We start from the raw sequence: 15433 nt of genomic DNA on the forward strand, positions 1-15433 counted from the left end.
AAATCAGACGCCGCTACAGCGACTTATGGTGGCGACGGTATCAGCTGCATCCGCGCTGACAGCGAAGCCGACAGCGGCTTCCCGACACGCGTCGCAAATGCGACAGAGCGCCCTCACTTCAGCGTTCCGATCTGCACCAATGTCGGCCCTGGCTTGGGCTGCGGCGCAACGGCGTCCTTCAACACCTTGAACACGCGCTGGTCGATCGGCGACGACGCAACGAAGTCCGCATAGGCCCGCTCCAGCACGGCCTTGCAGCGCTCCGCGACGACCGCGTCCGTCGCACCGGTAAAATCCTCGCCGGCAAGGTACTGACCCATGCGCCGCAAGATGTGCAGCCGTGCCACGTTGACGAGCCCTGGATCATAGTCGACGCCGAGCAGCGCGAAGAATTCTTCGGCCGCTGATGCGTTGCTCAATTGCGCAAGGATGCCTTCAGCCATTGTCGGTCTCCGTCTGGCGCTGCGGTGCTGCACAGGGCGTGAGCGACGTCGTCGCCTCGCCCGGGTCCCGCCGGCGCTTCTGCATATGGGTCAGCCGCGCCTCCAGGAACTCGACGCGGTCGAGCAAGACGGCGATGGCGTCGCCGACGGGATCCGGCATCAGGTGATGGTCGAGGTCGATCCGGCCGACGACGCGACGATGGCTGAGCTGCGGACGCACGACTCGCGCGGGAATGCCGACCACGGTCACGTCAGGCGGCGTGCTGTCGATCACCACCGAATTGGCCCCGACACGCGCGCCGGCACCGACGGTGATCGGCCCGAGGATCTTGGCGCCGGCACCGACCACGACACGGTCCTCCAGCGTCGGATGACGCTTGCCTGGAAACCACGATGTGCCGCCGAGCGTGACGCCGTGGTAGAGCGTCACGTCGTCGCCGATCTCCGCGGTCTCGCCGATGACGACACAGGCGCCGTGATCGATGAAAAAACGGTGACCGATGCGCGCCGCGGGATGGATGTCGACATTGCTCAGGAAGCGCCCGAGCCAGGACAGAAGCCGGGCCGGAAAACGCCACCCGCCGGTCCACAGCCAGTTGGCAATCCGATACCAGATCACGGCATGGACGCCGGGATAGGTCAGGAGCGTTTCGATCTGGCTGCGCGCGGCTGGATCGCGCAGGCGAACGCAGCCGATGTCCCCGCGGATCAATTTGAGCAGAGACGGCTTGACCGGTCCGGGAGGGGACGGTTCAGCGAGCGGAATGTCGACGACACAGGCCATGATCACCTCACGCGCAATTAGGTAGGGAACGTTCGCGCACCTCGCGCCAGATCGCGGTCACCGTCTCGCGTGCAACCGCACCCTTATGTGCGACGGCGTGCTGGCGCACGCGGGCGAGGACGGACCTCGCCTCCTCCGCATTGACCGAAAGCTGCAATTCGGCGAGCAGCGCGGTGATCGCGGCGAGCCCCGAATGCTTGCCGATCACGATGCGGTTGGAACGACCGAGCAGCCGCGGATCGAGCGCCTGGTAGGTTCGCTGGTCCTTCAGCAGTCCGTCGACGTGAATACCGGATTCGTGGGTGAAGACATGCTCGCCGACGATTGCCTTGTTGAGGGGAATGGCGCGCGCCGCCGCCGCGGCGACCACGGCTGCAACGTTCTCCAGTTCGGACAGCACCACGCCGGTCTCGCAGCCGTAGAGCTGCTTGAGAGCGACGGCGACCTCCTCCAGCGGGGCGTTGCCGGCCCGCTCGCCAAGACCGATCACGGTAACGGAGGCATGGGTCGCACCGGCCTTGATCGCGGCAAGCGTGTTGGCGGTCGCCAGCCCAAGGTCGTCGTGGCCGTGGAATTCGAGCTCGAGATCGGTGGTGGCGCGGAGCGCTGCGATCAAAGCGAATGACGCATCGGGGTCGAGCACGCTCAGCGTGTCGGCGATGCGGAACCGCCGCGCGCCGGCGGCCCGGGCGGTAGCGACCAGCTCGACCAGAAAATCCACGTCGGCGCGCGATGAATCTTCGCCGCCGACCGCAACATCCAGTCCCTTGTCGCGGGCGTAGCCGACCACCCGCCTCACCTGCTCCAGCGCCGCCGCGCGGTCGCCGCTGAGCTTGGCCGCAATCTGCACGTCCGAGGCGGGAATCGACACATTCACCATGGAGACGCCGGCTTCGATCGCGGCGTCGACATCGGCGATACGCATCCGGCACCAGCCGATCGCCGTCACCGGCAGAGCGGCCTCGACGATGGCGCGGATCGCGCTGATCTCGTCGTGCCCCATCGCGGGCGTACCGGCTTCGATCTCGGTGACGCCGGCGGACGCCAGCGCGCGCGCGATCGAGACTTTTTCCGCGGTGGTGAAGGCAACGCCCGGCGCTTGTTCGCCGTCGCGCAAGGTGGTGTCGTTGAGGACGACCGGTCGGGGCTGACCGCCATCCAGTCGCTTCGTCGGGTCGGAAAACGCCATCCGCGCACTCCAGATCATTCATTCGATCAGGCGTTCAGCAACCCCCGTGCCACCGTCAGAATGATCACCAAGCAATTGAAATACATAGACTTATCGGCACCGTCGGCTTTGTCGCAAATACGACAGCGTCAGATAGGCGACGTGTCAGATCCCAGCGGGTTTGCGGCGGATATGGATGATGATGTCGAGCCGCGAGATCTCATGGCCCGGCAAGGGCTCGGGCATCTGTTCCAGAAGAAGCGTCTCGGGGACGTCGACGAGGACATCCTCGCCGTGAAGATAGAAATGCGGATGCACCGTCGTATTGGTGTCGAAGAACGACCGCGAGCCATCCGGCCCGATCCGGCGAAGCAACCCGGCCTGGGTGAACTGGTTCAGCGTGTTGTAGACCGTGGCCAGCGAGAGCTGGATGTTGGCCCCTGCCGCCTCGGCAAACAGCATCTCGGCGGTGACATGCCGGTCACCCCGACCGAACAGCAAATCCCCCAGCAACACCCGCTGACGCGTCGGCCGCAGACCCGCATTGCGCAACCGGCGTGACGTGACGGCTCCGTCGTCGCCGGGCTCATGGCAGGCAGACCGCAAGTCCGGTCGTTCGATCAGCGATATCTGGGGGAAAGCGTCCATGATCACCTCACGCCGACCGGCCGGCATCGGCATGATCGCCGCCGTCACGCAAATATTCCCGCCGGCGTTCGGCCATGCGGCTCTCGCCGCTCTCCTCACCGAAGCAGAGGTCAAAATCGTTGCATTGGGTGCAGACCGGCGTCGTGCACATCACGAAGCCGTCGTCCTCACAGAGCATGCGGTAGAAGAAGCGCTTCCAGCGCATGTTCCTGGTATTGCGGGTCGCCAGCGGCGCAAAATGGCGCGTCAGCAGGCGCGACAATTCCGGCCGCTCGCGCAATCCGAGGTCCTCCCAGAGATGGTTCGGCTCCATCGCGCGCCGCGCCACCATCGCTGCGAGCCAGCGGCCCACCTCGCCATCCGTCGAGCGCTGCCCGAGCAGGAGATCGCGCACCATGATGGTCTCGTCATCGAGCTCGCCCGCGGATTTCGGCATCCACGCGAAGGCGCGGACCATGGCCGCCGGGAAATGGCCGGCCAGCAGATCGTTGAACTCCTGGTCCGACAGACCGGCGCGCTCTGCGATCGAGCCACCGTCCATCGCGGCGACAGCCAGGATCGACGCCAGCACATGACGGTCGAAATCATCGTCGGCGCTGATCTCGACTTCCGCCGGATCGCGGCCGGTCAGCAGACGGTAGAATTCTATCCCGCCATGCGGCCCATCGACGTCGGCCCCTGCCGGCAGATGCGCCGTCGCTTGGATCGTACTCGCTTGCGCCGCAATCACGGAAAGCTCCGCCGGTTATGCCGCAGGGATCGTCGACAGGGGCCGGCCTCCCCGATATGAGGAGGCCGGCAGGTGGTCAGGCCGTCGCGAGCTCGGCGGCGGACTTGCCGACCTGGCTCTCGTCGACCGCCTTCATGATGCCGTGCTCCATCAGCATGTCCTCGAGCTCGTCCATGGTGATCGGAGTCGGGATGATGCCTTTGCCGGCGTTGTTGTGGATCCTGTTCGCGAGGTTGCGATAGTGATCCGCCTGCTTGGACTCCGGCGCATATTCCAGCACCGTCATGCGGCGCAGCTCCGCGTGCTGCACGATGTTGTCGCGCGGCACGAAATAGATGAGCTGAGTGCCGAGCTTCTTGGCCAGCGCTTCCGCCAGCTCCAGCTCCTTGTCGGTCTGGCGTTCGTTGCAGACCAGGCCGCCGAGGCGCACGCCGCCGGAATTGGCGTATTTCAGAATGCCCTTGGAGATGTTGTTGGCGGCATACATCGCCATCATCTCGCCGGACATCACGATATAGATCTCCTGCGCCTTGTTCTCGCGGATCGGCATCGCGAAGCCGCCACAGACGACGTCGCCGAGCACGTCGTAGGACACGTAGTCGATGTCCTCATAGGCGCCGTTCTCTTCCAGAAAGTTGATCGAGGTGATGACGCCTCGGCCGGCGCAGCCGACGCCCGGCTCCGGACCACCGGACTCGACGCAGCGGATGTTCTGGTAGCCGACCTTCATCACGTCCTCAATTTCGAGGTCCTCGACGCTGCCGGCGTTCGCCGCCAGACTCAAGATCGTGTCCTGCGCCTTGGCGTGCAGGATCAGGCGGGTCGAGTCCGCCTTGGGGTCGCAGCCGACGATCAGGATCTTGTGGCCCATCTCGGCAAGCGCCGCGAGCGTGTTCTGCGACGTCGTCGATTTGCCGATACCACCCTTGCCGTAAAACGCGATTTGTCTCAGTGAAGACATGTTGCTCTCCATCAACCGATTGCCAATGACTCCGCGCTTCTCGCGCGAGATTGCTTCTCTCTCAGAAGCGTGGGCCCGCGGGGTTCGGGAAGGAGAACATCGCTCGCCATCGGCGTCGGCGTGTTCTCAGCCCTCACTCGTTGTTGCTGCATCCAATTAGCAATGGCCGTGCCATTCGCCGTGCGCGCTCTAAGGTGCTGATCACGTTCGCGAAATATTTCGACCGCCACGGCCGACAGAAGCTGTGTCGAACCCTACAGAGGTAGGGTCTCTGTCAGAAACCAGACAAGCTGTCCGGCGATTACGGTGCGAATGCACCGCAATTCCGTCACGCAGGCGCGGAACGGAAATTGCTCATCCCCAATGCGAGACCATCAGAGGAGAAGGACAGATGCAGATCGGTGTCGAGACCGCCAAGGCCGTCGACCAGCGGCGCGTATTCGTCGTGGACGAAGACGAGATCACCCGCGCAGCGCTCCAATTCATGCTGCACGACGAGATCGAAACGCACGAGCTCGCCACGCCAGAAGAGGCCTATGCCAAGGGCGTGGACTGGCTCAAGCCCGACGTGGTTCTGCTCGGAGTCTCGTTCCTGAAGGCGCGCGGACCGGGCCTGATCGACGAGATCGGTACGCGCTTCCCGAGCGTGCGCATTCTCATCGTCACCGACAAGTCGGACGAGACCACTGCGGTCGAAGGGATCAAGGCCGGCGCCCATGGCGCCGTGGTCAAGCCGCTGACGCTGGAAGGCGTCCGCAAGAAGGTCGACACGATCCTCGGCCGCGGTGGCGCTGCACCGCTGATCCAGCTCAGCGCGATGAAGTAGGAGTGCCGGCGTGGCGGTCGTGCTGTTTTACCAGAAGCCGGGCTGCGGAACCAACGCCCGGCAGATCCGCGCGCTGGAAGCCGCCGGACATCGGGTGCTCGCGAAGAGCCTGCTGACGGAGCCATGGACGGCAACGGAGCTGCGTAGCTTCTTCGGCGAGACGTCTGTCATCTCGTGGTTCAATCCGGCCGCACCGCGGGTCAAGTCGGGCGACGTAAAGCCTGCGGAGATCGATGCGGCAAACGCGATCGCCCTGATGCTCGCCGATCCCCTTCTGATCCGGCGTCCGCTGATCGATGTCGATGGCGCAAGATGCGCCGGTTTCGACCGAGAACCGGTGCCGTCACTGCTCGGCGGCGAACGCGACGACCTGCAGGCTTGCACGCGGCCGGAGGCGACGCCGCGCTGCGCGGAGCAGTAACCTCAGCTCCGCGCAAGCACCATCACCAGGCGGTCGACGCGCCGGCCTTGCGTCAGGTGCTCGTCGACGATCTCGTCGATATCCTCAGGCGTCGTCGGCCGATACCAGACGCCGTCGGGATAGACGACCATCAGCGGACCGGCGGCACAGAAGCCGAGACAGCCCGATGCCGTGAATCCGACATCCGTGAGCCCCTTTGTCTCGATCGCCTTGCCAAGCCGCTCCCACAACGGTCCACCGCCGGAGGCACCACAGCTTCCGCGCGGATGACCCGGCGGCCGCTGGGTGTGGCAGGCGAAAACGTGATGGCGATAGAGCTGCGGCAGCTCGAACTCTTCGTTCATGCCGTCGCTCATGACGCCGCCACCGCAACGCCCTTGTCGTTCAACACCGCGGCCAGCTCACCCAGCTTGGACATCTCGCGCACGATGTCGCAGCCGCCGATGAACTCCCCCTTGACGTAGAGCTGGGGAATGGTCGGCCAGTTCGAGAACGTCTTGATGCCGTCGCGGATGTCGGGATCAGCAAGCACGTTGATGCCGGTGAAGGACACGCCAAGGCCGTTCAGGATCTGCACGACAGTGCCGGAGAAGCCGCATTGCGGCGCGGCCGGGATGCCCTTCATGAACAGCACGACGTCGCTGCCCGCGATGATGTCCTTGATTCGTTGTTCGGTCGGCTCATTCATGCTCTGTCCTTCCATGTTCATGTCGGCACCGCGGTTTCGAGCGCGAGCGCGTGGAGCGCCTCGCCCATTCGTCCCTTCAGGGCGGCGTAGACCATCTGATGTTGTTGAATCCGGCTCTTTCCGGCGAATGCCTGCGAAACGACGCGCGCGCCGTAGTGATCGCCATCGCCGGCAAGGTCGGTCACGATCACATGGGCGTCCGGAAACGCTTCCCTGATCAATAGCTCGATGTCCGGTCCCGCCATCGCCATGTCGCACACTCCTGTTCGCGCCACGCCATGCAAGCGCCAAACCAGTTTCGGAACATGTGCATTCAGAGGGACTTGCGTGCCTCCGCGCCGCCGTCATGTTCGACTTGCGACAACGCCGCACGCAGCCGTGTCGATGACGTGACGAACTCGGGCGACTTCGCTCCGCACAGGACGATAATGCTTCGCCGCACCTCGAAGCGATGCGACGTCACGGCATTTTTCCGTCCGGCCCAGCTTTTGCTTTGCGAGGACACATCCGTATTCCGATACACAAGACGAGGAACTCGAAGTGTCTCATACAGACTCCGGCAGGTTGAGCGAGCCGCGCCGAATCCCGACAATGGCGAGCGGCGCATGACGGCCGTTCTCGTCGATTCCGACTCTATCAATTTCGGGGATCTCGCGCCTGAGATCGACGCGCTGCTCCAGCAGGGCGTGGTCAGCTATCGCCGCGATCCTCTCGAGGCCGATCGCATTTTCCGCCAGGCCCTGGATGCGGCGCCGACGGAGCTTGCGGTCTATTTCTGCCTCTACAAGACCCACACCTATCGCGGCCGTCTCGACGAGGCCCAGAGCATCGCTGAGCGCGGGCTGCGCGAGGCCGCGCATCAGGCCGGCTGGAGCCCCGATTGGCGAAGCTGGCAGCCGCACGCCGAGCTGCCGGACGGCGCCGGCCGCTTCGCACTCTATACGTTGAAGGCGCTCGCCTTCATCCATCTGCGCAAGGACGAGCAAAGGCAGGCACACGAACTGCTTGCAGCCCTGCGCCGGCTCGACCCCACAGGCGCGGTCGGCTGGCCGGTCGTCGCCGCGCTCGCCGAGGGACTCCAGTGAGGTGACCATGACGACAGACCTCGCCGGCAACGACACGCTGACCGCGGGCATCGTCGCCGCGCTGCGGACCGTTCACGATCCCGAGATTCCCGTGAACGTCTACGACCTCGGCCTGATCTACCGGATCGAGCCGAAGGATGCCGGCCTGGTCGAGATCGACATGACCCTGACCGCGCCGGGCTGCCCGGTCGCGGGCGAGATGCTGAGCTGGGTCGAGAAGGCGGTGATCGAGGTTGCCGGCATCGAGAAGGTCGCGGTGCGACTGGTCTTCGATCCCCCCTGGGACTCATCGCGGATGTCCGACGACGTCAAGCTCGAGCTCGGCCTGCTCTAGCGCAACAGCCAATGCTCCACCTGAGAGGAGAGAACGCAGATGATCGAACTGACCGCCAGTGACGGAGCCAGCTTCTCCGCCTATCGTGCCGAGCCGACGGAGGTGCCCAAGGGCGCCGTCGTCGTTCTCCAGGATGTTTTCGGCCTCACGCCGGAAATCCGCAAGGCCGCCGATGCGTTCGCAGCCGCGGGTTATGTCGCGATCGCACCATCCCTGTTCGACCGGGTGAAGCCGGGCGTCAGCCTCGGTCACGACGAGGGTGGCAAGGCCGAGGGCGCGGCCATCAGCGCGCAGATCGGCAAGGAGCAGGCCATCTCGGACATCCAGGCGACCGTCGACGCGGTGAAGGACGCCGGCAAGGTCGCGGTCGTCGGCTATTGCTGGGGCGGCGACCTCGCCTACGCCGCGGCCAACAAGGTCAACGGCATCGCCTGCGTGATCGGCTATGACGGCAGCGCGACCGTCGCCGACTATCGTGAGAAACGGAAGGTGCCGACGCTGCTGCATTTCGGCGAGTGCGATCCGGAGCTTCCATTGGAGGCCATCGCACAGTTCCGTGCCTGGCGTCCTGACGTCAGCGCCTTCACATATCCCGAAGCCGCCCAGGGGTTCTCCTGCGACGAGCGCGGCAGTTTTCGCGAGGATGCGGCGGAGCAGGCGCTGGAACGGACCCTGTTCTGGATCTCGCAATATGTCGAGGGACAAAAGCCGATCCTGCTGAAGAATGCCGGCGCCTATGCCCAGGCGAAGACCGAGAAGAAGAAAAAGAAGAAGGGCGGCGACGATCTCGGACCGCCGATGGACTGAGGGGAACACTGATGTCAATCGCGGCTGGATTTTTCATCGACTGGGACGGCAACGCTCGCAACACGCTCGATCCCGGTGGAGGCTATCTCTGCGAGACCGATCCCGCGGCCCGCTACGTCGCCATCATGACGGGACGCGGCGCCCTGGTGCACGAGGGGACGCTCTACGCCAGCATGGCCGACATCGCCAAGGCCGGGATCAAGGCGGTGCTGGTCCCGGGCTCGCACCCCTGGGGCCGCAAGCAAGACGGCTTCTAAAGAGCGACGAGATTAGGATGAATCGTCATCGCGCTTTAGATCATGCTCTAGCCGACAGCAGGGAGTTCCGCATGCTTCCGACCACCATTCTCATCGACGATGCGCCACGTTGCGTGGTGCGGCCGACCGACACCAAGGATCTCAACCGCTTCATTCGAAACGGCAAGGCTTTCCTGCTGGCCGAGAAGCCCGAAGGCAAGATCACGCACCGCGCAGCCAATGAGTCTGAACTGGGACGGTGGCAAAGCGGCCTTGCCCTGCACAAGGCGTGGGGCGGCGCCGAGGAAGAATTCTTTGGCCTGCCGCTGTCGGGGTGACGGAACGTCTCTCAGGCGTGCCCGCCGCGCGCGTCATGTGGATTTCCGGCCTGGTTGCGCATCCAGTCGGCGAGCTTGGTGAGTGCGGCATCGAGCTCTCCGCAAGCTGCTTCATCGGCGACCGTCTCCTCCAGCGCGCCGCGCATGCACAGCAGCCAGGCGTCGCGCTCGGAACTGCCGATCGGAAAGCCCATATGGCGCTGACGCAGTCGCGGATGACCCTTCTCCGGCGAATAGAGTTTTGGACCCCCGGTCCATTCGGACAGATAGCGCTTGAGCACCTGCTTGGTCGACGCGAGATCGTCCGGATGCATGGCCCGAATGCCTTCGGCTTCGGGGAGCGTATCCATCCGGCGATAGAAGCTCTCTACGAGGCGGTCGATCACGACCGTGCCGCCGATCCGCTCGAACATTGAAACTGTGACCGCGCTATCGCTCATGCCTATGCTTTCTGCTGTACGCCTCTACTCGTCCATGCTGGGCGACAGGATGACCTCCGCCGGCGCGCCAGGGCCTTGATCGGCGACAAATTCCAGCGTGGACACGCGCGACAGCCCGTCCCCGCTATCCATCAGAACAACGGCGTCCTCCGGCAGCCCTCTCAGTCGATCGAGCAGTTGAGCGACGGTCACGCCTGGCCTCCTAGTCCGGGTGAATCATGATTTCCATGGTTTCATCATGGTCCTCGAAGCCGCCGAACGGCCGGTCATCCTCGACCAGGCGCTCGCCACAAAGGCAGACTTCGCCGTCCACCACCGCCAGCGCGATCGGCTGGAGGTTCTTGCCGTTGCAGGGACCGTCGATGCAGAGCCCGCTGTCGATCTCGAACGTGGCACCGTGGCGGCCGCATTTGAGGAACGCGCGGTCCTGCGTGAAGAAGTCGCCGCTGCCGATGTTGAGCCAGACCCCGTCATGCGGACAGGCGTGGACATAACCGACATAGGCGTTGTCATGGGTCCGGATCACCACGATCGGAAAGGGCCGGCTCTCGCCTGACACGTCGATGCGCGACAGGCTGAAAGCCCTGGCCCCGCCACGCTCGATGTCATCGCTGGCGCAGATGACGAAGACTTCGATCTCTTCCGGGCCCATGGGCACTCCCCTCGCCGGTCAGGCCGCCGCCGGCACGGCCGCTTGCTTGAGCGCCGCGAGTTCCTCGCGCGTCAGCCTGAAAACACCCCGGCCCCCGGCGAGCGTCTGGTAGACGTCGCCGGCCTTGTCGCTCAGGAAGTCGAACCAGGCCTGCGGCGTGAGGCCATCGGGCCGCTCGCTCATCTCGACCACGGCGCCGTTCGGCGCAAAGCGCGCGTGAAGAATGACGTTCGTGTCCATGGCTCCGCTCCCGCTCACAGGCCCGACGAGAAGCCGAGCAGCTCGATCTTGACGTCCTCGGTGCCGAGCACGGTGGCCTGGCAGGCGAGCCGCGATTTCGAGCCGACACCGACGATCGCATCGAGCTTCTCGTTCTCGAGCCGCGCGATCTTCGACAGGCCCTTGCGGCCCTCCTGCACGTAGATGTGGCAGGAGCCGCATTTGGCCTGGCCCTCGCATTTGTGCGGGATCGCGATCTCGGCGCCGAGCAGCGCGGCCAGCAGCGTCGTTCCCTCCGCAACCTCGATGGTCTTGCCCTCGGGCATGATCGTCAGTGTGGTCATGTCTTTACCCTCTCTGTTGTACGGATCTGTTATTCAGTAGATCGCCGCCCCTGCGCCGACGTTGATCGAGGCGTCCTTCATGGTCTCGACGATGAATTCGATCTGGCTGTCGGTGAGATGCGTATGGAACGGCAGCGCGACGGCGCGATCGGCGATCTTCTCGGTGACCAGCAGGTCGCCGCGGCGATAGCCGAGATCGAAATAGTGCCGCTGCAGGTGCAGCGGATGACTGTAGGCTGCCGCCTCCACCTGCTCGACGCGGAGATCCTCGGCAATGGCGTCGCGGCTCGACCGGGTAAAGCGCGTGCCGAGATGCACGAGATAGAGGAACCAGTTCACCTCCGTCACGTCGGGGGCGACGTAAGGCGGCTTGATGCCCTCGAACGACTGCACGTGGGTCGCGTAGAGCTGCTCGGTCAACCGGCGCCGCTCGATGATCTCATCGATGCGGCCGAGCTGCGCCAGCCCGAGCGCGGCGGCGAGGTCACTGATCCCGGCCTGATAGGCCGCCGTCGAGCTGACCACGACAGAAGAGCGCTCGTTCAGCCGATGTGACCGATGACGGCGCAAGGTCACCGCGAGATCGACATCGTCGGTCACGACCATGCCGCCCTCACCGCAAGTCAGGAGCGACGGCTGGGCGAAATCGAACACCGCGACGTCGCCGAAGCTGCCGACCAGCGCGCCCTTGTAGCGCGAGCCGATCGCCTCGCTGGAATCCTCCAGCAGGAGGAGACCGTGCCGGGTCGCGATATCGCGCAGCTCCGACCAGGGCGCAGGATGGCCGTTGTTGTTGCAGGCGAGGACGGCGCGGGTCCTGGCCGTGATCCGCTCCTCCACCTTTGCGGGCGCCAGATTGCCGGACCAGTAGTCGATATCGGCAAACACCGGCCGTGCGCCGGCGAGGCTGATCGCGTGCGCGGTTTCACGGAACGAATAGGACGAGGCGACGACCTCGTCGCCTGTACCGATGCCGCAGGCCTTCAGCACGAGCAGGAGGCCGATCGTGCCGCTGGGCACCGCGACCGCGTAGGCCCGGCCGACATAGGCGGCAAACGCCGCCTCGAACTCTTCCACGAGCGGTCCGCTGGAGAGCCGCGGCGAGCGCAGGACGGCATCCACCGCCGCGATCTCGGCCAGCGTGATATCAGGGTCGGAGAGCGGAATGACGGCGCCCTGGCCCGCCTCGGCAGGCGCCTCGCAAGTCTCAGCGACGTCGTCATAGGCCAGAGCAGGCTCGGTCATGACCTGGCCTCCCGCTTCGCCAGTACGAGTCCGGTCGCGCGCGCGGGATCGTCGGTAATCTGCGCGCAGTGATCGGCGCTGTCGAGCAGGTGCAGGTCGAACGCGTCAAAGCTGCGGAACGGCGTCTCCGTCACGTCGGATGCATCGCAGCGGATCCAGACAAGGTGCGCGAATTTTCGTCTCAGCTCGAGATAGGCCTGCGCCGCCGCATCCGACGTCGTCAGCACCTGCTCAATTTCCGCCAGCTCCGCCGCTGCCAATGCCATCTCGGTCAAATCCTGCTATTGCCAGAACACGCGCTCGGGATCGGCGTTCAGGACGTCGGTGACCGACCCCAGCCGCTGATGAACGCCGTGCAGCTCCCAGGCGCCGGTCCGGTGATCCTTGCGAAAGACCTGCCAGGTCGCGCTGGCCGCATCGTGATGCAGCAGTGCGACGTCGATCACGCCTCCGTCGGCGTCGATGTTGCGCGAGCAGCACGGACTCTCGATGTGATAGCCCCCGGTCACGCAGCTCACCTTCGGCGAGACGTAGCGGTAGCGCTGCCGCGATCCCAACGCGCGCTCGATCCGCTTGCGGTCGAGCTCGTTGGGATGCGCTGGCATCCCCGGGTCGATCTGTCTGAGGACCGCGGCATTCATCTCGCGCCTCCTACAGCGCACTGATTTCTTCTTCGAGACAGCCGACCACAAGCCGCTCGCCGAACTCGACGAGGTAGATCGGCAGGTTTGCCTCGGTGTGCCGACCGACCTGGACGATCTCCCCGGTGTCGCCGATGCCGACCAGGAGACCCTCCGCCGGCGCATCGGGAAACGAGCCGTCATTGTGCAGGTCCACCGCCGCCTTCACGCGCTGGCCCCATTGATATTTCGGCAGCTTGGGTTCGATCATCATGATGCGGTCTCCGGCAACGGAATGTCCTCGACAATGTCGCGCGGGGTGGCGGGGTCGAGCTCCTTGCGCTTCATCCCGACGCGGTTTCCGCTTTCGAGGAATTCGACGCCGTAGATGTAGAATTGCTGCAGGAACGTGCCGATCGAGACGACGTAACCGACCTCTCCCTTCTTGGCGAGGATGTCGCCGATCTCCTTGCCGGCATAGGTGCCGTCGTTGCGGATGGTGCGCTTGGCCCGCACCTTCTCGCCGAAGCTGAAGAAGGGCGGCGCACTCAGCTCGACGACGTCACTGTCGCGGACGATGTTGCTCATACGGACGCCTCCGTTTCCCGTTCCAACCGCACCGCCACGCGCGTGCGCGCGACCTCGCGCGCCATGCTGTCATCGTCCTCGGCGAGCAGCATGAGCTCGTCGACCGCGGCCCGGCTGGCGACCTCGTAGCGGATGCGCCAGTCCGGGTCGCGGCGCATCAGCACCAGCAGTTCCGGCGACAGGCGCTGCGCGATCTCGAGCCGCACCGCGGCATCGCGATCGTTGATCATGCCGGGCAGCCATCCATCCGGAATGCGCCGGGCCACGACGCGGCGCACTTCCGCCTCCTCATCGTCGATCATCCGACCGAGCAGCAGCGGCGCCAGCTTGCGCGCGACGACGAGACGGACGTAGTAGTCCTCGTCGGAGGCCATCGGCAGCAGTTCGTCACCTTCGATCAGGGTCGCAACCCGCATCCTGACCTCCCGATGCGGATCCTTGCGCAATTGCAGCGCGTAGCGCTTGGGGAGCCGCCGGACCGCGTTCCAGCGCACGGTTTCGTCGGCGTCCCCCAGCAGCGGAGGCAGCAGAAACAGATTGGCGAACTTGGCGGCGATCGCACGCACCTCGAAATGCGGATGGCCGAGATAGACGTCGGCAAGATCGGGGTTCCAATTGAAGAACCGATCGATCCGGCGTGCATAGCGATCGTTGACGCAGGCATGCCTGATGCGGCAGCCGCCGGCGGTGTTGAGCGCCAGATGTGCGCAGCCGGCACAGTCGACCTGATCGCCCCGCCAGTCGCAGGCTTCGTCGATGTCGTCAGTCATCATCGTCGTGCCCCTTCCGATCGAGAACGCCAAGCAGCACCTTGGCGCCGATCTTGTCGGTGGGATCGAGCTCCAACAGCTTCCGGACCGCGAGCCGCCCCTCCTCGATCCGCCCCAGCCGCATCTGGAGGTAGGCATATCCCTTCAGCGAGAACAGGAAGAACCGCGGCAGCATGCTCTCATACTGGCCGAACGCGGCGTCACCGGCGGAGACAGCTTGCCAGTCGGGCGGTAGGCCATTGTCGTGCGCCGCCTTGGCGAGACAGCGGTTTGCGATCTCCAGCGCCTCGGCAAGGCGGCCCTTGTAGAAGTAGAAGCGATAGAGCCCTATCAGCACCGCCGCGTGGCCGGGCGCGAGCGCTTCGGCCTCCCGCAGATGGCTCTCCGCAATCCCATCCAGGTGATAGGACAGTCCGGCCTGCCAAAGGTGATGCTCGGCCTCGCTCGGCAGTCCGCCACCGAGCAACGCGCCGGTGACCAGCGCGTCGTTGATCTCGGATTGCGGATTGAAGCCCGCGTCGGACTGCATCGGGACCACCTAATGATGACCGCAGGAGACCTGCTTCGGATCGTGGAACACCAGCCCGGTCTGGGTCGGCGTATCCTTGAAGTCGATGGTGACGCCGTCGAGCAGCAACCGGCTTTCTGCCGGCAGGAACAGCTTGACGCCATCGCGCTCGACCACGGCGTCGCCGGCCTGCGGCGCGGCAAGCACGTGGATATCCGCCGCAAGGCCCGAACAGCCGCCCGGGCTGACCGCGAGGCGGAAACCGCTGCCCGCCCCGCCGTCCACGCGGAGCATCATGCGCATGAATTTCTGCGCCGCCGGTGTGATCGTGAAGTTCATGTCGTCCCTCTCAAGCTGGTGCCTGGTAGCGCGGCAGCGACGTATCGATCACGCAGGTGTTGTCGACCGGGCACACCGCCACGCATTGCGGTTCGTCGAAATGGCCAAGGCATTCGGTGCATTTCTTTGGATCGATCACGAACGTGCCGCCCTTCTCGCGGATGGCGACGTTCGGGCATTCCGGCTCGCAGGCTGAGCAGCTCGTGCATTGCGAGGCGATGATCTTGAACGGCATCGCT

Annotated in this window: 30 protein-coding genes; 7 read left to right on the top strand and 23 right to left on the bottom strand. The window is 64.9% G+C overall.

What is annotated here, in order from left to right; genetic code table 11:
- Positions 1 to 113 precede the first annotated feature (113 nt).
- The 6 genes from nifW to nifH form a co-directional block, all read right to left on the bottom strand.
- Complete coding sequence (gene nifW / locus VGR99_RS25560; RefSeq protein WP_326902356.1) at positions 114 to 443, bottom strand: nitrogenase stabilizing/protective protein NifW; 330 nt, start codon at positions 441 to 443, stop codon at positions 114 to 116.
- Entirely contained in the window at positions 436 to 1227 is a 792-nt protein-coding gene (gene cysE / locus VGR99_RS25565; RefSeq protein ID WP_326902358.1) for a serine O-acetyltransferase, read from the bottom strand. The genes nifW and cysE overlap by 8 nt, the downstream gene beginning before the upstream one ends.
- Positions 1228 to 1234: 7 nt before the next feature.
- Positions 1235 to 2416, bottom strand: a complete 1182-nt coding sequence (gene nifV / locus VGR99_RS25570; protein WP_326902359.1) for a homocitrate synthase — start codon at positions 2414 to 2416, stop codon at positions 1235 to 1237.
- A gap of 144 nt (positions 2417 to 2560) precedes the next feature.
- Complete coding sequence (gene irr / locus VGR99_RS25575; protein ID WP_326902361.1) at positions 2561 to 3091, bottom strand: Fur family transcriptional regulator Irr; 531 nt, start codon at positions 3089 to 3091, stop codon at positions 2561 to 2563.
- Positions 3051 to 3773, bottom strand: a complete 723-nt coding sequence (locus tag VGR99_RS25580) for a nitrogen fixation protein NifQ (RefSeq protein ID WP_414645169.1) — start codon at positions 3771 to 3773, stop codon at positions 3051 to 3053. Before VGR99_RS25580 ends, irr begins: the two co-directional genes overlap by 41 nt.
- Positions 3774 to 3849: 76 nt before the next feature.
- Positions 3850 to 4734 carry a nitrogenase iron protein gene (nifH, locus tag VGR99_RS25585; protein WP_326902362.1) on the bottom strand — a complete coding sequence of 295 codons (885 nt, stop codon included), beginning with the start codon at positions 4732 to 4734 and terminating at the stop codon, positions 3850 to 3852.
- A 391-nt stretch (positions 4735 to 5125) separates the two neighbouring features.
- Here nifH and VGR99_RS25590 point away from each other — a divergent pair, with 391 nt between their 5' ends.
- Together VGR99_RS25590 and VGR99_RS25595 are read left to right on the top strand one after the other, a co-directional pair.
- Positions 5126 to 5560, top strand: coding sequence for a response regulator (locus tag VGR99_RS25590; protein WP_326902363.1), 435 nt, complete (start codon positions 5126 to 5128; stop codon positions 5558 to 5560).
- A 10-nt stretch (positions 5561 to 5570) separates the two neighbouring features.
- A complete protein-coding gene (locus tag VGR99_RS25595; protein ID WP_326902364.1) occupies positions 5571 to 5981 on the top strand; it encodes an ArsC/Spx/MgsR family protein in 411 nt (136 codons plus the stop codon).
- A gap of 2 nt (positions 5982 to 5983) precedes the next feature.
- Here VGR99_RS25595 and VGR99_RS25600 read toward each other — a convergent pair whose 3' ends face one another.
- Genes VGR99_RS25600 through VGR99_RS25610 form a run of 3 tightly spaced genes read right to left on the bottom strand, consistent with a single transcriptional unit; the run spans position 5984 to position 6920 of the window.
- Complete coding sequence (locus VGR99_RS25600; RefSeq protein ID WP_326902365.1) at positions 5984 to 6337, bottom strand: (2Fe-2S) ferredoxin domain-containing protein; 354 nt, start codon at positions 6335 to 6337, stop codon at positions 5984 to 5986.
- On the bottom strand, positions 6334 to 6669 hold the full coding sequence (gene grxD, locus VGR99_RS25605; protein ID WP_326902366.1) for a Grx4 family monothiol glutaredoxin: 336 nt from the start codon (positions 6667 to 6669) through the stop codon (positions 6334 to 6336). Before grxD ends, VGR99_RS25600 begins: the two co-directional genes overlap by 4 nt.
- 17 nt (positions 6670 to 6686) lie before the next feature.
- Positions 6687 to 6920, bottom strand: coding sequence for a BolA family transcriptional regulator (locus VGR99_RS25610; RefSeq protein ID WP_326902368.1), 234 nt, complete (start codon positions 6918 to 6920; stop codon positions 6687 to 6689).
- A gap of 354 nt (positions 6921 to 7274) precedes the next feature.
- Between VGR99_RS25610 and VGR99_RS25615 the strand changes: the two genes are divergently transcribed.
- The 5 genes from VGR99_RS25615 to VGR99_RS25635 all read left to right on the top strand — a co-directional run bounded on the left by VGR99_RS25615 (position 7275) and on the right by VGR99_RS25635 (position 9469).
- Positions 7275 to 7754, top strand: a complete 480-nt coding sequence (locus VGR99_RS25615; protein ID WP_326902370.1) for a hypothetical protein — start codon at positions 7275 to 7277, stop codon at positions 7752 to 7754.
- A gap of 7 nt (positions 7755 to 7761) precedes the next feature.
- The gene (locus VGR99_RS25620; RefSeq protein ID WP_326902371.1) at positions 7762 to 8088 is read left to right on the top strand and encodes an iron-sulfur cluster assembly protein; all 327 of its coding nucleotides are present in this window, start codon (positions 7762 to 7764) and stop codon (positions 8086 to 8088) included.
- A 39-nt stretch (positions 8089 to 8127) separates the two neighbouring features.
- Positions 8128 to 8895: a dienelactone hydrolase family protein gene (locus VGR99_RS25625; protein ID WP_326902372.1), complete on the top strand. Its 768-nt coding sequence runs from the start codon at positions 8128 to 8130 to the stop codon at positions 8893 to 8895.
- Between the two features lie 11 nt (positions 8896 to 8906).
- Positions 8907 to 9152: a hypothetical protein gene (locus VGR99_RS25630; protein WP_326902373.1), complete on the top strand. Its 246-nt coding sequence runs from the start codon at positions 8907 to 8909 to the stop codon at positions 9150 to 9152.
- A 71-nt stretch (positions 9153 to 9223) separates the two neighbouring features.
- Positions 9224 to 9469, top strand: a complete 246-nt coding sequence (locus tag VGR99_RS25635; RefSeq protein ID WP_326902374.1) for a hypothetical protein — start codon at positions 9224 to 9226, stop codon at positions 9467 to 9469.
- 11 nt (positions 9470 to 9480) lie between these two features.
- Here the strand turns inward: VGR99_RS25635 and VGR99_RS25640 are convergent, their stop codons facing one another.
- Genes VGR99_RS25640 through VGR99_RS25705 form a run of 14 tightly spaced genes read right to left on the bottom strand, consistent with a single transcriptional unit; the run spans position 9481 to position 15429 of the window.
- On the bottom strand, positions 9481 to 9909 hold the full coding sequence (locus tag VGR99_RS25640; protein ID WP_326902375.1) for a group II truncated hemoglobin: 429 nt from the start codon (positions 9907 to 9909) through the stop codon (positions 9481 to 9483).
- Between the two features lie 24 nt (positions 9910 to 9933).
- Entirely contained in the window at positions 9934 to 10101 is a 168-nt protein-coding gene (locus VGR99_RS25645) for a hypothetical protein (RefSeq protein ID WP_326902376.1), read from the bottom strand.
- Between the two features lie 10 nt (positions 10102 to 10111).
- Positions 10112 to 10561 (bottom strand): Rieske (2Fe-2S) protein, encoded by a 450-nt coding sequence (locus VGR99_RS25650; protein WP_326902378.1) that lies wholly within the window; start codon positions 10559 to 10561, stop codon positions 10112 to 10114.
- A gap of 18 nt (positions 10562 to 10579) precedes the next feature.
- Entirely contained in the window at positions 10580 to 10801 is a 222-nt protein-coding gene (locus VGR99_RS25655; RefSeq protein ID WP_326902379.1) for a hypothetical protein, read from the bottom strand.
- A gap of 14 nt (positions 10802 to 10815) precedes the next feature.
- Positions 10816 to 11124: a 2Fe-2S iron-sulfur cluster-binding protein gene (locus VGR99_RS25660; protein ID WP_326902381.1), complete on the bottom strand. Its 309-nt coding sequence runs from the start codon at positions 11122 to 11124 to the stop codon at positions 10816 to 10818.
- Positions 11125 to 11157: 33 nt separating this feature from the next.
- Complete coding sequence (locus tag VGR99_RS25665; RefSeq protein ID WP_326902382.1) at positions 11158 to 12369, bottom strand: DegT/DnrJ/EryC1/StrS family aminotransferase; 1212 nt, start codon at positions 12367 to 12369, stop codon at positions 11158 to 11160.
- A complete protein-coding gene (locus VGR99_RS25670; protein ID WP_326902459.1) occupies positions 12366 to 12635 on the bottom strand; it encodes a hypothetical protein in 270 nt (89 codons plus the stop codon). Before VGR99_RS25670 ends, VGR99_RS25665 begins: the two co-directional genes overlap by 4 nt.
- A 15-nt stretch (positions 12636 to 12650) precedes the next feature.
- Positions 12651 to 13010, bottom strand: coding sequence for a hypothetical protein (locus VGR99_RS25675; RefSeq protein WP_326902383.1), 360 nt, complete (start codon positions 13008 to 13010; stop codon positions 12651 to 12653).
- Positions 13011 to 13020: 10 nt separating this feature from the next.
- Positions 13021 to 13260, bottom strand: a complete 240-nt coding sequence (locus VGR99_RS25680) for a nitrogen fixation protein NifZ (RefSeq protein ID WP_326902460.1) — start codon at positions 13258 to 13260, stop codon at positions 13021 to 13023.
- On the bottom strand, positions 13260 to 13577 hold the full coding sequence (locus VGR99_RS25685; protein WP_326902384.1) for a nitrogen fixation protein NifZ: 318 nt from the start codon (positions 13575 to 13577) through the stop codon (positions 13260 to 13262). The genes VGR99_RS25680 and VGR99_RS25685 overlap by 1 nt, the downstream gene beginning before the upstream one ends.
- Positions 13574 to 14347, bottom strand: coding sequence for a 4Fe4S-binding leucine-rich repeat protein (locus VGR99_RS25690; protein WP_326902461.1), 774 nt, complete (start codon positions 14345 to 14347; stop codon positions 13574 to 13576). Before VGR99_RS25690 ends, VGR99_RS25685 begins: the two co-directional genes overlap by 4 nt.
- Entirely contained in the window at positions 14340 to 14876 is a 537-nt protein-coding gene (locus tag VGR99_RS25695; protein WP_326902386.1) for a tetratricopeptide repeat protein, read from the bottom strand. Before VGR99_RS25695 ends, VGR99_RS25690 begins: the two co-directional genes overlap by 8 nt.
- Before the next feature lie 9 nt (positions 14877 to 14885).
- Positions 14886 to 15194, bottom strand: a complete 309-nt coding sequence (locus VGR99_RS25700; protein ID WP_094891022.1) for a HesB/IscA family protein — start codon at positions 15192 to 15194, stop codon at positions 14886 to 14888.
- A gap of 10 nt (positions 15195 to 15204) precedes the next feature.
- Positions 15205 to 15429: a 4Fe-4S binding protein gene (locus VGR99_RS25705; protein WP_025037807.1), complete on the bottom strand. Its 225-nt coding sequence runs from the start codon at positions 15427 to 15429 to the stop codon at positions 15205 to 15207.
- Positions 15430 to 15433: the final 4 nt, after the last annotated feature.

The organism is Bradyrhizobium sp. (assembly GCF_035935975.1).
In the GTDB taxonomy this organism is placed as follows: Bacteria; Pseudomonadota; Alphaproteobacteria; order Rhizobiales; family Xanthobacteraceae; genus Bradyrhizobium.

Coding starts and splice junctions, on each gene's coding strand:
- VGR99_RS25630 (WP_326902373.1), top strand. CDS start 8,907: ATGTCAATCGCGGCTGGATTTTTCATCGACTGGGACGGCAACGCTCGC.
- VGR99_RS25625 (WP_326902372.1), top strand. CDS start 8,128: ATGATCGAACTGACCGCCAGTGACGGAGCCAGCTTCTCCGCCTATCGT.
- VGR99_RS25675 (WP_326902383.1), bottom strand. CDS start 13,010: ATGAATGCCGCGGTCCTCAGACAGATCGACCCGGGGATGCCAGCGCAT.
- nifV (WP_326902359.1), bottom strand. CDS start 2,416: ATGGCGTTTTCCGACCCGACGAAGCGACTGGATGGCGGTCAGCCCCGA.
- VGR99_RS25680 (WP_326902460.1), bottom strand. CDS start 13,260: ATGATCGAACCCAAGCTGCCGAAATATCAATGGGGCCAGCGCGTGAAG.
- VGR99_RS25685 (WP_326902384.1), bottom strand. CDS start 13,577: ATGAGCAACATCGTCCGCGACAGTGACGTCGTCGAGCTGAGTGCGCCG.
- VGR99_RS25695 (WP_326902386.1), bottom strand. CDS start 14,876: ATGCAGTCCGACGCGGGCTTCAATCCGCAATCCGAGATCAACGACGCG.
- VGR99_RS25590 (WP_326902363.1), top strand. CDS start 5,126: ATGCAGATCGGTGTCGAGACCGCCAAGGCCGTCGACCAGCGGCGCGTA.
- VGR99_RS25700 (WP_094891022.1), bottom strand. CDS start 15,194: ATGAACTTCACGATCACACCGGCGGCGCAGAAATTCATGCGCATGATG.
- VGR99_RS25615 (WP_326902370.1), top strand. CDS start 7,275: ATGACGGCCGTTCTCGTCGATTCCGACTCTATCAATTTCGGGGATCTC.
- cysE (WP_326902358.1), bottom strand. CDS start 1,227: ATGGCCTGTGTCGTCGACATTCCGCTCGCTGAACCGTCCCCTCCCGGA.
- VGR99_RS25665 (WP_326902382.1), bottom strand. CDS start 12,369: ATGACCGAGCCTGCTCTGGCCTATGACGACGTCGCTGAGACTTGCGAG.
- VGR99_RS25610 (WP_326902368.1), bottom strand. CDS start 6,920: ATGGCGATGGCGGGACCGGACATCGAGCTATTGATCAGGGAAGCGTTT.
- VGR99_RS25660 (WP_326902381.1), bottom strand. CDS start 11,124: ATGACCACACTGACGATCATGCCCGAGGGCAAGACCATCGAGGTTGCG.
- VGR99_RS25655 (WP_326902379.1), bottom strand. CDS start 10,801: ATGGACACGAACGTCATTCTTCACGCGCGCTTTGCGCCGAACGGCGCC.
- VGR99_RS25620 (WP_326902371.1), top strand. CDS start 7,762: ATGACGACAGACCTCGCCGGCAACGACACGCTGACCGCGGGCATCGTC.
- VGR99_RS25650 (WP_326902378.1), bottom strand. CDS start 10,561: ATGGGCCCGGAAGAGATCGAAGTCTTCGTCATCTGCGCCAGCGATGAC.
- grxD (WP_326902366.1), bottom strand. CDS start 6,669: ATGAATGAGCCGACCGAACAACGAATCAAGGACATCATCGCGGGCAGC.
- VGR99_RS25670 (WP_326902459.1), bottom strand. CDS start 12,635: ATGGCATTGGCAGCGGCGGAGCTGGCGGAAATTGAGCAGGTGCTGACG.
- nifH (WP_326902362.1), bottom strand. CDS start 4,734: ATGTCTTCACTGAGACAAATCGCGTTTTACGGCAAGGGTGGTATCGGC.
- VGR99_RS25640 (WP_326902375.1), bottom strand. CDS start 9,909: ATGAGCGATAGCGCGGTCACAGTTTCAATGTTCGAGCGGATCGGCGGC.
- VGR99_RS25600 (WP_326902365.1), bottom strand. CDS start 6,337: ATGAGCGACGGCATGAACGAAGAGTTCGAGCTGCCGCAGCTCTATCGC.
- VGR99_RS25690 (WP_326902461.1), bottom strand. CDS start 14,347: ATGACTGACGACATCGACGAAGCCTGCGACTGGCGGGGCGATCAGGTC.
- VGR99_RS25705 (WP_025037807.1), bottom strand. CDS start 15,429: ATGCCGTTCAAGATCATCGCCTCGCAATGCACGAGCTGCTCAGCCTGC.
- VGR99_RS25635 (WP_326902374.1), top strand. CDS start 9,224: ATGCTTCCGACCACCATTCTCATCGACGATGCGCCACGTTGCGTGGTG.
- nifW (WP_326902356.1), bottom strand. CDS start 443: ATGGCTGAAGGCATCCTTGCGCAATTGAGCAACGCATCAGCGGCCGAA.